The organism is Streptomyces sp. NPDC048504 (assembly GCF_043200035.1).
GTDB lineage: Bacteria > Actinomycetota > Actinomycetes > Streptomycetales > Streptomycetaceae > Streptomyces.
Genome location: NZ_JBICXA010000020.1, coordinates 139,254 through 152,851, shown reverse-complemented (window position 1 = coordinate 152,851; position 13,598 = coordinate 139,254). Strand labels below are relative to the sequence as shown.

13 protein-coding genes and 1 pseudogene are annotated in these 13,598 nt (G+C 67.8%); 2 read left to right on the top strand and 12 right to left on the bottom strand.

The genetic code is table 11. The annotated features are described in order from the left end of the window. Positions 1 to 25 precede the first annotated feature (25 nt). Together ACGFY9_RS39760 and ACGFY9_RS39755 are read left to right on the top strand one after the other, a co-directional pair. Positions 26 to 112 (top strand): annotated as a pseudogene (locus tag ACGFY9_RS39760) (DNA-binding response regulator); the annotation flags it as partial. A 133-nt stretch (positions 113 to 245) separates the two neighbouring features. Next, entirely contained in the window at positions 246 to 2,072 is a 1,827-nt protein-coding gene (locus ACGFY9_RS39755; RefSeq protein ID WP_393762561.1) for a glycosyl hydrolase family 18 protein, read from the top strand. Between the two features lie 78 nt (positions 2,073 to 2,150). Here ACGFY9_RS39755 and ACGFY9_RS39750 read toward each other — a convergent pair whose 3' ends face one another. The 12 genes from ACGFY9_RS39750 to glyA all read right to left on the bottom strand — a co-directional run bounded on the left by ACGFY9_RS39750 (position 2,151) and on the right by glyA (position 13,550). Then, the gene (locus ACGFY9_RS39750; protein ID WP_393762559.1) at positions 2,151 to 2,597 is read right to left on the bottom strand and encodes a DUF2550 domain-containing protein; all 447 of its coding nucleotides are present in this window, start codon (positions 2,595 to 2,597) and stop codon (positions 2,151 to 2,153) included. Positions 2,598 to 2,735: 138 nt separating this feature from the next. Beyond that, on the bottom strand, positions 2,736 to 3,110 hold the full coding sequence (locus ACGFY9_RS39745; protein ID WP_266772606.1) for a F0F1 ATP synthase subunit epsilon: 375 nt from the start codon (positions 3,108 to 3,110) through the stop codon (positions 2,736 to 2,738). Positions 3,111 to 3,306: 196 nt separating this feature from the next. After that, positions 3,307 to 4,743, bottom strand: a complete 1,437-nt coding sequence (atpD, locus tag ACGFY9_RS39740) for a F0F1 ATP synthase subunit beta (RefSeq protein WP_393762557.1) — start codon at positions 4,741 to 4,743, stop codon at positions 3,307 to 3,309. A gap of 3 nt (positions 4,744 to 4,746) precedes the next feature. Next, complete coding sequence (locus tag ACGFY9_RS39735) at positions 4,747 to 5,658, bottom strand: F0F1 ATP synthase subunit gamma (RefSeq protein WP_393762555.1); 912 nt, start codon at positions 5,656 to 5,658, stop codon at positions 4,747 to 4,749. Positions 5,659 to 5,678: 20 nt separating this feature from the next. Beyond that, positions 5,679 to 7,268 (bottom strand): F0F1 ATP synthase subunit alpha, encoded by a 1,590-nt coding sequence (gene atpA, locus ACGFY9_RS39730; RefSeq protein WP_019073174.1) that lies wholly within the window; start codon positions 7,266 to 7,268, stop codon positions 5,679 to 5,681. Between the two features lie 129 nt (positions 7,269 to 7,397). Next, positions 7,398 to 8,213 carry a F0F1 ATP synthase subunit delta gene (locus tag ACGFY9_RS39725; protein ID WP_393762553.1) on the bottom strand — a complete coding sequence of 272 codons (816 nt, stop codon included), beginning with the start codon at positions 8,211 to 8,213 and terminating at the stop codon, positions 7,398 to 7,400. Then, positions 8,210 to 8,752, bottom strand: coding sequence for a F0F1 ATP synthase subunit B (locus ACGFY9_RS39720; protein WP_043683102.1), 543 nt, complete (start codon positions 8,750 to 8,752; stop codon positions 8,210 to 8,212). Before ACGFY9_RS39720 ends, ACGFY9_RS39725 begins: the two co-directional genes overlap by 4 nt. A gap of 43 nt (positions 8,753 to 8,795) precedes the next feature. Then, complete coding sequence (locus tag ACGFY9_RS39715) at positions 8,796 to 9,032, bottom strand: ATP synthase subunit C (protein WP_043683105.1); 237 nt, start codon at positions 9,030 to 9,032, stop codon at positions 8,796 to 8,798. 75 nt (positions 9,033 to 9,107) lie between these two features. Then, positions 9,108 to 9,944 (bottom strand): F0F1 ATP synthase subunit A, encoded by an 837-nt coding sequence (gene atpB, locus ACGFY9_RS39710; RefSeq protein ID WP_078651739.1) that lies wholly within the window; start codon positions 9,942 to 9,944, stop codon positions 9,108 to 9,110. A 210-nt stretch (positions 9,945 to 10,154) separates the two neighbouring features. Beyond that, positions 10,155 to 10,568, bottom strand: a complete 414-nt coding sequence (locus ACGFY9_RS39705) for a hypothetical protein (RefSeq protein ID WP_393762551.1) — start codon at positions 10,566 to 10,568, stop codon at positions 10,155 to 10,157. Positions 10,569 to 10,862: 294 nt separating this feature from the next. Beyond that, the gene (locus ACGFY9_RS39700; protein WP_393762549.1) at positions 10,863 to 12,182 is read right to left on the bottom strand and encodes an MraY family glycosyltransferase; all 1,320 of its coding nucleotides are present in this window, start codon (positions 12,180 to 12,182) and stop codon (positions 10,863 to 10,865) included. Between the two features lie 129 nt (positions 12,183 to 12,311). Continuing rightward, positions 12,312 to 13,550: a serine hydroxymethyltransferase gene (gene glyA, locus ACGFY9_RS39695; protein ID WP_393762547.1), complete on the bottom strand. Its 1,239-nt coding sequence runs from the start codon at positions 13,548 to 13,550 to the stop codon at positions 12,312 to 12,314. Positions 13,551 to 13,598 lie beyond the last annotated feature (48 nt).

Here is a 13,598-nt window from a genome sequence, read left to right as displayed (position 1 = left end):
CCCTTACGAGGGAAGCGACAACGAAGAGACGCACGTCAGCCGGTTGCCGACCAAGTCGGAGCCGCGCGGCCGGGTCCAAGCGGCGGTACTGGCGCAGGAGTTGGGGGTTTAGCACACGAGCACGGAAGTGGTCCAGACCTATTGACCCGTGGTCCAGACCTTTCTATTCTCGCGGCACTGTGGGTGCGAAGGCTCAGTCGCGCCCCGACACCCCCGACACCCCGACACCCCCGAGGAGGCGCTCAATGCGCTTCAGACATCGAGCAGTTGCCGGGTTCGCGACCCTGCTGCTTCCGCTCGCCGCTCTCGTCGGTCTGGCCGCGCCCGCCGAGGCCGCGTCGACCGCCACCGCCACCTTCACCAAGTCCAGCGACTGGGGTACCGGCTTCGGCGGTCAGTGGACCGTCAAGAACACCGGTACCAGCGCGATCAGTTCGTGGACGGTCGAGTGGGACTTCCCTTCCGGTACATCCGTCACCTCGGCCTGGGACGCGGACGTCACCAACTCCGGCAACCACTGGACCGCGAAGAACAAGTCCTACAACGGCACCATCGCCGCCGGCGCCTCCGTCTCCTTCGGCTTCAACGGCGCCGGCTCCGGCTCGCCCTCCAACTGTCTGCTCAACGGCGGCAGTTGTGACGGCGGCACCACCGTCCCCGGTGACGCGGCCCCCTCCGCGCCCGGCACCCCCACCGCCTCCTCGATCACCGACACCTCGGTGAACCTGTCCTGGAGCGCGGCCACCGACGACAAGGGCGTCAAGAACTACGACGTCCTGCGCGACGGCACCAAGGTCGCCACGGTGACGACGACGTCGTACACGAACACCGGCCTGACCGCCGGCACCGACTACTCGTACACCGTGCAGGCTCGCGACACCGCCGACCAGACGGGACCGGTCAGCGGCGCGGTCGCCGTGCACACCACCGGCGGTACGACCACTCCCCCGGCCACCGGCAGCGCGGTCAAGCTCGGGTACCTCACCGAGTGGGGCACGTACCAGCGCAACTACCAGGTCAAGAACCTGGTGACCTCCGGCTCGGCCGCGAAGATCACGCACATCAACTACGCCTTCGGCAACGTCACCAACGGGCAGTGCGCGATCGGCGACGCCTACGCCGACTACCAGAAGACGTTCACCGCCGACCAGTCGGTCAGCGGCGTCGCCGACACCTGGGACCAGCCGCTGGCCGGCAACTTCAACCAGCTGCGCGAGCTGAAGGCCAAGTACCCGAACATCAAGATCCTCTGGTCCTTCGGCGGCTGGACCTGGTCCGGCGGCTTCGCCCAGGCCGCGGCCAACCCGACCGCGTTCGCGAACTCCTGCTACAACCTGGTCGAGGACCCGCGCTGGGCCGACGTGTTCGACGGCATCGACATCGACTGGGAGTACCCGAACGCCTGCGGCCTGACCTGCGACACCAGCGGCGCGGCGGCGTACAAGAACCTGATGTCCGCCTTGCGCGCCAAGTTCGGCTCCAGCAACCTGGTCACGGCCGCCACCACGGCGGACGGCACCTCGGGCGGCAAGATCGACGCCGCCGACTACGCGGGCGCGGCCCAGTACGTCGACTGGTACAACGTCATGACGTACGACTTCTTCGGCGCCTTCGACGCGGACGGCCCGACCGCCCCGCACTCCCCGCTCACCACCTACAGCGGCATCCCGACACCGGGCTTCACCACGGCCGACGCGATCGCCAAGTTCAAGTCGAAGGGCGTCCCCGCGAACAAGCTGCTCATCGGCATCGGCTTCTACGGCAGAGGCTGGACCGGCGTGACCCAGGCCGCCCCCGGCGGCACGGCGACCGGCCCGGCCGCGGGCACCTACGAGCAGGGCATCGAGGACTACAAGGTCCTCAAGACGTCCTGCCCGGCCACCGGCACGATCGCCGGCACGGCGTACGCCTACTGCGGCAACAACTGGTGGTCCTACGACACCCCGAGCACGATCGCCGGAAAGATGAGCTGGGCCAAGACCCAGGGTCTGGGCGGCGCGTTCTTCTGGGACTTCAGCGGCGACACCAGCAACGGTGAGCTGGTGAGCGCCATCAACAGCGGGCTGAGCTGATCCCCACGCCGCTCAGTACGCCGCCGCGGGCAGACCTCTCGGGTCTGTCCGCGGCGCGTTGTGTACGGCGTGGTCAGCTCAGGCGACGTTGACCCGCTGGCCCGGCGGAGCGGCCTCAAGCCAGGCCAGGAAACCCGTCAACGCGTCCTCGCTCATGGCGAGTTCAAGACGTGTGCCCCGGTGCAGACAGGTCAGCACGATCGCGTCGGAGAGCAAGGCCAGCTCTTCCTCGCCCTCGGGGAGGCGGCGGCCGGCGACCTCGATCGCCGAGCGTTCCAGCGTGCGGCGCGGGCGGTAGGCGTAGGAGAAGACGCGGTACCACTCGATGCGGTCGCCGTTGTAGCGGGCGACGCCGTAGCTCCAGCCCTTGCCGTTGGTGTCGGGTTTCTCCGGGACGTCCCAGCGGAGCGAACAGTCGAAGGTGCCGCCGGAGCGCTGGATGAGTCTGCGGCGCAGGCCGAACACGAACAGCCCCACCACTACCAGGGCCACCACGATTCCGCACGCAGTCAGAGCGAGGACCATCGACACCGACCTCCTCGTCTCCTAGGTAAAACAGGTAACGGAACGGAAAAAACACCCACATTCGCCTCAGCCGCGGCTGGGTCCGGATTCCTCCGGTCCCAGCCGCGGCTGAGTCACGTCATCGCGTCCGCGCTGGGTTCAGCGCGTCTCCACCGCACGCAGTCGGACGTCGGCGCGGCGCTCGGCGGACTCGTCGCCCTCCGCCTTCGCACGCTCCAGTTCCCGCTCCACGCGCTGGACGTCGATCTCGTCCGACAGCTCGGCGATCTCGGCGAGCAGCGACAGCTTGTTGTCCGCGAACGAGATGAAACCGCCGTGCACCGCGGCGACGACCGTCCCGCCGTCGCTCGTGCGGATGGTCACCGGGCCCGACTCCAGCACACCGAGCAGCGGCTGGTGACCGGGCATGACGCCGATGTCGCCGGACGTGGTGCGCGCGACGACCAGGGTGGCCTCGCCGGACCAGACCTGGCGGTCCGCGGCGACGAGCTCGACATGCAGCTCAGCAGCCAAGGTGGGCTCCTCGGGTCACCACCCGGCTTCTCATGCCGGGTGTTGCGAATAAGTCTAGTAGGGCTCCGAGCACCGAAGTGTCGGGGTCCCGCCTCAGGACTCTGCTGGGGGTCTGGGGGTTATCCCCCAGGAGATGCAGCAGTGGGCGTGAAAGAGGGGGTGGGACACGCCCCACCCCCTCAGGTGAAGCACGGGGTCAGGAGACGCCCAGCTCCTTCGCGTTCGCCTTCAGGTCCTCGATACCACCGCAGAGGAAGAACGCCTGCTCCGGGAAGTGGTCGTACTCGCCGTCGATGATCGCGTTGAAGGCCACGATCGACTCGTCCAGCGGGACGTCCGACCCGTCGACGCCGGTGAACTGCTTGGCGACGTGGGTGTTCTGGGACAGGAAGCGCTCCACGCGACGGGCACGGTGGACGGTGAGCTTGTCCTCCTCGCCCAGCTCGTCGATACCGAGGATCGCGATGATGTCCTGAAGGTCCTTGTACTTCTGCAGGACCGTCTTGACGCGCATCGCGGTGTTGTAGTGCTCCTCCGCGATGTACCGCGGGTCCAGGATGCGGGACGTGGAGTCCAGCGGGTCCACGGCCGGGTAGATGCCCTTCTCGGAGATCGGACGGGACAGAACCGTCGTCGCGTCGAGGTGGGCGAACGTGGTGGCCGGGGCCGGGTCGGTCAGGTCGTCCGCGGGGACGTAGATCGCCTGCATCGAGGTGATCGAGTGACCGCGGGTCGAGGTGATGCGCTCCTGGAGGAGACCCATCTCGTCGGCCAGGTTCGGCTGGTAGCCCACCGCGGAGGGCATCCGGCCGAGCAGGGTCGAGACCTCGGAACCGGCCTGCGTGAAGCGGAAGATGTTGTCGATGAAGAACAGCACGTCCTGGTTCTGCACATCGCGGAAGTACTCCGCCATGGTCAGACCGGCCAGGGCCACGCGCAGACGGGTGCCCGGGGGCTCGTCCATCTGGCCGAAGACGAGCGCCGTCTTGTCGATGACGCCCGAGTCGGCCATCTCCTCGATGAGGTCGTTGCCCTCACGGGTGCGCTCGCCGACACCGGCGAACACGGAGACACCGTCGTGGTTGTTGGCGACGCGGTAGATCATCTCCTGGATGAGCACCGTCTTGCCGACACCGGCACCGCCGAACAGGCCGATCTTGCCGCCCTTGACGTACGGGGTGAGCAGGTCGATGACCTTGACGCCGGTCTCGAACATCTCGGTCTTCGACTCAAGCTCGTCGAAGCGCGGGGCCTTGCGGTGGATGGACCAGCGCTCGCCCGTGTACTTCTCGTCGCTGTTCAGCACCTCACCGAGGGTGTTGAACACCTTGCCCTTGGTGAAGTCGCCGACCGGGACGGTGATGCCGTCGCCGGTGTCGGTGACCGCGGCCTGGCGGACCAGACCGTCGGTGGGCTGCATCGAGATCGTGCGGACCAGGCCGTCACCCAGGTGCTGGGCGACCTCCAGGGTCAGCGTCTTCTTCGCACCGTCCAGGGCCGGGTCGGCCACCTCGACGTGCAGAGCGTTGTAGATCTCCGGCATCGCGTCGACGGGGAACTCCACGTCGACGACCGGGCCGATGACCCGGGCGACGCGGCCCGTGGCAACGGCCGTCTCAACTGTCGTCGTCATTACTTATTCACTCCCCGCGGACGCGTCGGCCAGGGCTGCGGAGCCACCGACGATCTCGCTGATTTCCTGGGTGATTTCGGCCTGGCGGGCCGCGTTGGCAAGACGGGAGAGCGTGGTGATCAGGTCTCCCGCGTTGTCGGTCGCCGACTTCATCGCGCGGCGGGTGGCGGCGTGCTTGGAGGCAGCCGACTGGAGCAGCGCGTTGTAGATACGGCTCTCGACGTAGCGCGGCAGCAGGGCGTCGAGGACGTCCTCCGCCGACGGCTCGAAGTCGTACAGCGGAAGGATCTCGCCCTGGGGCACGTCCTCCGCGACCTCTTCGAGGCTGAGCGGCAGCAGCCGGCTGTCGACCGGCGTCTGCGTCATCATCGAGACGAACTCGGTGTAGACGATGTGGAGTTCGTCCACGCCGCCCTCCGCCGTGTCCAGCTCGATCGCCTCGATCAGCGGACCCGCGACCTTCTTCGCGTCCGCGTACGTGGGCTCGTCGGTGAAGCCGGTCCACTGCTCCGCGATCTTGCGCTCACGGAAGTTGTAGTGGGCGACACCGCGGCGGCCGACGATGTACGTGTCGACCTCCTTGCCCTCGGCCTCGAGACGCGCGGTCAGCTGCTCCGCGGCCTTGATGGCGTTGGAGTTGAAGGCGCCGGCCAGACCGCGGTCGCTCGTGAGGAGCAGCACAGCGGAACGGGTCGGCGTCTCGGCCTCGGTGGTCAGCGGGTGCCGGGTGTTGGAACCCGTACCGACCGCCGTGACCGCACGCGTCAGTTCCTTCGCGTACGGCGTCGAGGCCTGCACCTTGCGGTGCGCCTTGACGACGCGCGAGGCGGCGATCATCTCCATCGCCTTGGTGATCTTCTTGGTCGCGGTGACGGATCGGATGCGACGCTTGTAGACCCGGAGCTGGGCTCCCATGAGTCAGGTCCCTTCCTACGTCACTTGGCCGCGGCCGGGGCGTCCTCGCCGAGGAGCTTGCCGTCCGAGGTCTCGAACTGCTTCTTGAACTCGGTGATCGCGTCCGCGGCGGCGGTGAGGGTGTCGTCCGACATCTTGCCGCCCTCCTTGATGGAGGTCATGAGGCCCTGCTCCTTGCGGTGCAGGTACTCCAGGAGCTCCTTCTCGAAGCGGCGGATGTCGTCGACCGGTACGTCGTCCATCTTGCCGGTGGTCGCGGACCACACGGAGACGACCTGGTCCTCGGTGGGCATCGGCTGGTACTGCGGCTGCTTGAGCAGCTCGACCAGACGCTGACCGCGCTCCAGCTGGGCCTTCGACGCGGCGTCCAGGTCGGAACCGAAGGCGGCGAACGCCTCCAGCTCGCGGTACTGGGCGAGGTCGAGGCGGAGGCGACCGGAGACCTGCTTCATCGCCTTGTGCTGCGCGGAACCACCGACTCGGGAGACGGAGATACCGACGTTCAGCGCGGGGCGCTGACCGGCGTTGAAGAGGTCCGACTCCAGGAAGCACTGGCCGTCGGTGATGGAGATGACGTTGGTCGGGATGAACGCCGAGACGTCGTTGGCCTTGGTCTCGACGATCGGCAGACCGGTCATCGAGCCCTTGCCCATCTCGTCGGAGAGCTTCGCGCAGCGCTCCAGCAGACGGGAGTGCAGGTAGAAGACGTCACCGGGGTAGGCCTCGCGGCCCGGCGGACGGCGCAGCAGGAGGGAGACGGCGCGGTAGGCGTCGGCCTGCTTGGAGAGGTCGTCGAAGATGATGAGGACGTGCTTGCCGTCGTACATCCAGTGCTGGCCGATGGCCGAACCGGTGTACGGGGCGAGGTACTTGAAGCCGGCCGGGTCGGACGCCGGGGCGGCGACGATGGTCGTGTACTCCAGCGCGCCGGCCTCTTCGAGCGCACCACGCACGGAGGCGATGGTGGAGCCCTTCTGGCCGATGGCGACGTAGATGCAGCGGACCTGCTTGTTCACGTCGCCCGAGCGCCAGTTGTCGCGCTGGTTGATGATCGTGTCGACGGCCAGGGCGGTCTTGCCCGTCTGGCGGTCGCCGATGATCAGCTGGCGCTGGCCGCGGCCGATCGGGGTCATCGCGTCGACGGCCTTGTAGCCGGTCTCCATCGGCTCGTGCACCGACTTGCGGACCATGACGCCCGGGGCCTGCAGCTCAAGCGCGCGGCGGCCGGTGGTCTCGATCTCGCCGAGGCCGTCGATCGGGTTGCCGAGCGGGTCGACGACACGGCCGAGGTAGCCCTCGCCGACGGCGACGGACAGGACCTCTCCGGTACGGGTGACCGGCTGGCCCTCCTCGACACCGCTGAACTCGCCGAGGATGACGGTACCGATCTCGCGCTCTTCGAGGTTGAGCGCGAGACCGAGGGTGCCGTCCTCGAACTTCAGCAGTTCGTTGGCCATGGCCGAGGGCAGGCCCTCGACCTTCGCGATGCCGTCGCCGGCAAGGGTGACCGTACCGACCTCCTCGCGCGAGGCCGCGTCCGGCTTGTACGACTGGACGAAGTTCTCCAGCGCGTCCCGGATCTCCTCCGGCCGGATCGTGAGCTCCGCCATCTGGGTTCCCTGCTCTCCTTGTTGGGCCCGAAGTTTCACTTGGGGGGATGGGGGACTCCCCCCGTGATGAGGTGAATCCTCTGCACGGCCCAACTCGGGCCGCCTTACTACGTCTTTGTTGTGGTGCTGCTAGCTCGCCATGCGGCGGGCGGCGTCATCGAGACGGTCCGCGATGGAGCCGTTGATGACCTCGTCGCCGACCTGCACCCGGATACCGCCGAGGACCTCGGGGTCCACGTCGATGTTCAGGTGCATGTGGCGGCCGTAGAGCTTCGCGAGGGCGGCGCCCAGGCGCTGCTTCTGCGGGTCGCTCAGCGGGACCGCCGTGGTGACGACCGCGACCAGGCGGCTGCGGCGCTCGGCGGCGAGCTTGGACAGGGAGTCGAGTCCCGCTTCCAGGCTACGTCCCCGGGGCGCGGTCACCAGGCGGGTCACCAGTCGCTCGGTGGCCGGCTTGGCACGGCCGCCGAGCAGGCTGCTCAGCAGCTCGCTCTTGGCCGTGGTGCTCGCGGCGCGGTTGGTCAGCGCCGCGCGCAACCCGGTGTCCGAGGCGACGATCCGGCCGAACCGGAACAGTTCGTCCTCGACGTCGTCCAGCTGGCCCGACTGCTGGGCGGCGGTGAGGTCGGCGGTGGCCGCCAGCTCCTCCAGTGCGTCCACCAGGTCGCGGGACTGCGACCAGCGGGAGCGCACCATGCCGGACAGCAGGTCGAGGGCGGGGCCGCCGACCTGGGCGCCGAGCAGGCGCTCGGCAAGCTGGGCCTTGGCCTCGCCGTCCTGCGCCGGGTCGGTGAGGACCCGACGCAACGACACCTCACGGCCGAGCAGCGCGGTGACGGCGGCCAGTTCGTCGGCGAGCTGCGCCGCGTTCACGGACGTGGAGTCCGTCAGCGCGTCGAGACGCTCACGTGCGGCTGCCAGGGCCTCGCGGCTCGCTCCGTTCATCGCGCGGCCTCGGCCTTCTCCTCAAGCTCATCAAGGAAACGGTCGATCACACGGCTCTGCCGGGCGTGGTCCTCAAGGGACTCGCCGACGAGCTTGCCGGCCAGGTCGGTGGCGAGCTTGCCCACGTCCTGGCGCAGGGCCTGCGAAGCGGCCTTGCGGTCGGCGTCGATCTGGGTGTGACCGGCGGCGATGATTTCCTCACGCTGCCGCTGGCCTTCCGCGCGCATCTCGGCGATGAGCGTGGCGCCCTGCTCCTGCGCCTCCTGGCGCAGACGCGCGGCCTCGTGCCGGGCCTCGGCGAGCTGAGCCTTGTACTGCTCAAGCACGCTCTGTGCCTCGGTCTGGGCGGCCTCGGCCTTCTCGATACCGCCCTCGATGGCCTCGCGCCGCTCGTCCAGAACCTTGTTGATGTTCGGGAGGAGCTTCTTGGCGAGGAAGCCGAAGACGATGACGAAGGCGATCAGGCCGATGACAAGCTCGGGGATCGGCGGGACGAGAGGGTTCTCCTTCTCGGCCGCCAGAATGAGCAGCTGGCTCATGTCAGTGCCTTTCGTCTAGTGGGCTGTCGCTGATCGCGGTCGATCAGGTGCCGTAGACGAACGGCATGACCAGGCCGATGAGGGCGAGCGCCTCACAGAAGGCGAAGCCGAGGATCTGGTTGGCGCGGATCAGACCGGCAGCTTCGGGCTGACGGGCAAGAGCCTGGGTGCCGTTGCCGAAGATGATGCCGACGCCGACGCCCGGACCGATGGCGGCGAGGCCGTAGCCGATGGAGCCGAGCGAACCGGAGACGGCAGCGAGGGTCTCAGTGGCAGCCATGCTGATTCTTCCTTATCTGTACGGACCGGCGGGGGTTGGCCACCGGACGCTAAGGGGGGTTCTGGTGGGGGGTGCTCAGTGGTGCTCGGCGAGCGCGCCCTGGATGAAGGTGCAGGTCAGCAGCACGAAGACGTACGCCTGCAGGGCCTGGATGAAGAGTTCGAAGGCCGTCATCACGATGACCATGACGAACGAGACACCCGCGTAGGCGATGCCGATGCCGTTGAGCAGGTACCAGCTGGCGATCGTGAAGAGCAGCAGCAGGGTGTGGCCCGCGAACATGTTCGCGAACAGTCGCACCGCGTGCGTGAACGGCCGGACGATCAGGTTCGAGAGCAGTTCGATGCCCATCGCCAGCGGGAGAACCGCGCCGAGCGACTTGTCGTAACCGCTGAAGTTCTTGAAGGCGCCGACGAATCCGTGCCGCTTGAACGTCAGCGAGACCCAGACGATGTACACGATCGCCGCGAGGACGATGGGGTACGCGATGATCGAGGTCACCGGGAACTGGGCGACCGGGACGATCGACCAGAGGTTCATCATCCAGATGAAGAAGAACAGCGAGACGACCAGCGGTACGTACTTCTCGCCCTCCTTCTTTCCGATCGTCTCGTACACGACTCCGCGGCGGATGAAGTCGTAGCCGGACTCGGCGACCATCTGCAGCTTGCCGGGAACGACCTTCGGCTTGCGGAAGGCGGCCCAGAAGAAACCGACGACGATGACCGAGCCGATCAGCGCCAGCAGCATCGGCTTGTTGAAGTACACGTTGCTGTCGCCGTCCCCCAGGAGGGGCTTGAACAGGAACGAGTGCAGGCCGGGAGCCGGGAAGCCACAGCCGTCGAAGATGTGGCAGTCGGTCTCGAAGGCGAGCACCTGCGTCGGGTCAGCACTCACCGCGGGCTCCTTCAGCGTGGCGCATAGGTACGGCAACCTCGTTGTGTCGGCGCGGCACGCGGCCGCGGTTCGGCACTGGACTGGTGTTACGGATGTGGGGGCGGCAGTGGGGCATCGAGCCTCGCGATTGAGCAGGCGTCAGCTCAGATGCCCGCGCCCGCGATGCCGCAGTTGGCACCGGACGATAGCAGGGTCGCTTACGTGCTCTTATTCCGGCCCTACCTCTCACGACGAGTGCCCCGACTTCTCGGGCTCGACGTAGAGGATTTTGGCCTTCATGTGGGCACGGGTCTGCGCGGCGGTCCAGATGATGGTGTCGACGAGCAGCGTGAACGCGAAGGCCTTGGGATTGAACAGCGTGGTGTGCTTGAACGCGGCGAGGAAAATGAACAGCAGAAGAATCTGCGCCGCGAAGAGCATGAGGCCCATCGCCTGGAACAGGTGCGGAAGCGATTTGGCAGTGCGCTGCAGAACGTAGAGCCCGATTCCCATGAAGAGGATCACGATCACCGTCGCAACGGCTGCCCCAATAGCTCCTTTGCCGCCGGCGACCACACCACTGACGACGGCGGCAATCGCGCCGACGGCAGCTGTGGGCACAGCGGCCTGAAGGAGAATCCGGGCGTCATTGGACGGCATGGCGGCAACTCCGCTTGCTAAGGGGGGCGTGTCGTCATGGACGAGCGTAGTCCCGGGATGAGAGAGAACCTCACGCCAATGGACCGTCGCACTAGGGTCCTTCGGCTCTGTCCCGGGTTCTCGTGAACCGTATCACAAACTATTTGATGCGGTCTTTACCTAGAAGGTGTGCTTGCTGTCACACATGAGAGTGACAGTGCGCGTCTGTGCAAAATAGCGGCCAACTTGTCTGGTATGGGGAGGCTTTGTCCTCCCACGAGATGGCAACGCTTTAGTCAGATTCTTACCTTGGCGTCAGCGCGAGGACTCGGCTTTACGTCCGTCCAGAAGGCGTGAACGGGGGCCGACTGCGGTCGCCCCGTTGACTCCTGACACTCCGGTGACAACCGGAGGCCGCGGGTCACGCTCTTCCTCCGCCAGCACCACGACAGGGTCAACTCCGGCCCTGCGGCGGCGGTATCGCGGCGGCACCAGGTGCTCGGCCCAGCGCGGCGCACGCGGGGTGAAGCGCGGCAGCAGGAGCAGCAGCAGCCCGATCGCGCTCAGGAAGACGATGCCGAGGACGATCCACATCGAGGCCGAGTTGACCGAGTAGGACAGCGCCCCGAACGCGATCAGCGCCGACCAGAAGTACATGATCAGCACCGCCCGGCTGTGCGAGTGGCCGATCTCCAGGAGCCGGTGGTGCAGATGGCCGCGGTCCGCGGCGAAGGGCGACTGGCCGCGCCAGGTACGGCGGACGATCGCCAGCACCAGGTCGGCGGCCGGCACCGCGATGATCGTCAGCGGCAGCAGCAGCGGGATGTAGACCGGCACCGTCTGGTGCACCGCCGCCTTCTCGGAGCCGACGAACAGCTGCAGCGCGTCCGGGTCGACCTGTCCCGTGATGGAGATCGCACCCGCGGCCAGCACCAGGCCGATCAGCATCGAGCCGGAGTCGCCCATGAAGATCCGCGCGGGGTGCATGTTGTGCGGCAGGAAGCCCAGGCACATGCCCATCAGGATCGCGGAGAAGAGCGTGGCCGGGGCGGCGGCCTCGATGCCGTACGAGTACCAGATCCGGTAGGCGTACAGGAAGAACGCGGCGGCGGCGATGCACACCATGCCGGAGGCCAGGCCGTCGAGGCCGTCGACGAAGTTGACCGCGTTGATGGTGATGACGACCAGGGCGACCGTCAGCAGGGTGCCCTGCCACTGGGTCAGCGCCACGTTGCCGATGCCCGGGATCGGCAGCCACAGGATCGTCAGCCCCTGCATGACCATCACGCCGGCGGCGATCATCTGGCCGCCCAGCTTGATCAGGGCGTCGATCTCGAACTTGTCGTCCAGGACGCCGATCAGCCAGATCAGGGCCGCTCCGGAGAGCAGGGCGCGCGGCTCGTTCGAGTTCTCGAAGACCTCGCTGAGGTTGGTCAGGTGGTCGGCGACCAGCAGACCGGCGCACAGACCGAAGAACATGGCGATACCGCCGAGCCGCGGAGTGGGTTCCCGGTGCACGTCACGGGCCCTGATCTCCGGCATCGCCCCGGCGACGATCGCGAACTTCCGCACCGGCCCGGTCAGCAGATACGTCACCGCGGCCGTCACGCAGAGCGTCAGCAGGTATTCACGCACAGGCTTCCCCACAGGTCTCGCTGGCCATCACAGCCCCACACCCTAGCGAGGGACGCATATGGTTGGGGACTTCCGGGTAGCGACGATGGTTGCACGTGTGGCTGTGTACCTCGGTACGGCTACCCCCGTTCAGCCCGGATACGGCAGGAATCCACCCACAAGATCCCGCACTTCGTCACGGGCCCGCCGGGCGTCGACCCGCCCGCGCAGCACCCCCGCGATCAGCGCCGCGATCCCCGCCATCTCGCCCTCCCCCATGCCCTGCGTGGTCACCGCGGCGGTACCCAGCCGCAGCCCGCGCGAGTCGCCGTGCGGGAGCGCGCAGCAGTCCAACACCATTCCGGCGGCGGCGAGTTGACCGCGTGCGGCACGTCCGTCGACACCGAGAGGCAGCGGGTCGGCGGTGATGAGATGGGTGTCGGTGCCGCCGGTCGTGACGACCAGCCCCTCCGCCGCCAGCCCGGCCGCGAGGACCCTGGCGTTGGCGACCACCTGATGGGCGTACGCCGTGAAGGCCGGCGTCGCCGCCTCGCCGAACGCGACGGCCTTCGCCGCGATGGTGTGCATCTGGGCACCGCCCTGGGTGAACGGAAAAACGGCCCGGTCGACCCGCTCGGCCAGCTCGCTCCCGCACAGCAGCATCCCACCACGCGGCCCGCGCAGCACCTTGTGCGTGGTCGCGCAGACGACATCGGCGTACGGCACCGGGTTCGGCGCCGCTCCCCCGGCGACGAGCCCGATGGGATGCGCGGCGTCGGCGATGAGGTAGGCCCCCACCTCGTCGGCGACCTCGCGGAAGAAGGCGTAGTCGATGTGCCGGGGATAGGCGATGGACCCGCACACGATCGCCTTGGGCCGATGCGTACGGGCGAGGGAACGCACCTGCTGGTAGTCGATGAGCCCGGTCTCGGCGTCCACCCCGTAGCCCACGAAGTCGAACCACCGCCCGGAGAAGTTCGCGGGCGAACCGTGCGTGAGATGCCCGCCGTACGGCAGCCCCAGCGCGAGGACGGTGTCACCGGGCCGCAGCAGCGCGGCATAGGCGGCCAGCACGGCCGAAGACCCGGAATGCGCCTGCACGTTGGCGTGCTCGGCCCCGAACAACGCCTTCGCCCGTTCTACGGCGACGCGCTCGGCGACGTCGACGATCTCGCAGCCGCCGTGGTGGCGGGCGCCGGGGTATCCCTCGGCGTACTTGTTGGCGAGCGGGGAGCCGAGCGCGGCCAGCACGGCGGGCGAGGTGAAGTTCTCGGCGGCGATCAGCTGGAGCGTCGTCGACTGCCGCGCCAGTTCCCCGAGCAGGATCTCGGCCAGCTCGGGGTCCTGCCGACGCAGGACATCGGCCTCAAGGACAGGGGTGACCGACATGGTGGACTCCGGGCGTCGACGGTGACGTACGTCCAATGTAGGCCCGGG

Coding starts and splice junctions, on each gene's coding strand:
- ACGFY9_RS39720 (WP_043683102.1), bottom strand. CDS start 8,752: ATGAGCCAGCTGCTCATTCTGGCGGCCGAGAAGGAGAACCCTCTCGTC.
- ACGFY9_RS39715 (WP_043683105.1), bottom strand. CDS start 9,032: ATGGCTGCCACTGAGACCCTCGCTGCCGTCTCCGGTTCGCTCGGCTCC.
- ACGFY9_RS39755 (WP_393762561.1), top strand. CDS start 246: ATGCGCTTCAGACATCGAGCAGTTGCCGGGTTCGCGACCCTGCTGCTT.
- ACGFY9_RS39750 (WP_393762559.1), bottom strand. CDS start 2,597: ATGGTCCTCGCTCTGACTGCGTGCGGAATCGTGGTGGCCCTGGTAGTG.
- ACGFY9_RS39735 (WP_393762555.1), bottom strand. CDS start 5,658: ATGGGAGCCCAGCTCCGGGTCTACAAGCGTCGCATCCGATCCGTCACC.
- ACGFY9_RS39705 (WP_393762551.1), bottom strand. CDS start 10,568: ATGCCGTCCAATGACGCCCGGATTCTCCTTCAGGCCGCTGTGCCCACA.
- ACGFY9_RS39725 (WP_393762553.1), bottom strand. CDS start 8,213: ATGAACGGAGCGAGCCGCGAGGCCCTGGCAGCCGCACGTGAGCGTCTC.
- glyA (WP_393762547.1), bottom strand. CDS start 13,550: ATGTCGGTCACCCCTGTCCTTGAGGCCGATGTCCTGCGTCGGCAGGAC.
- atpD (WP_393762557.1), bottom strand. CDS start 4,743: ATGACGACGACAGTTGAGACGGCCGTTGCCACGGGCCGCGTCGCCCGG.
- atpA (WP_019073174.1), bottom strand. CDS start 7,268: ATGGCGGAGCTCACGATCCGGCCGGAGGAGATCCGGGACGCGCTGGAG.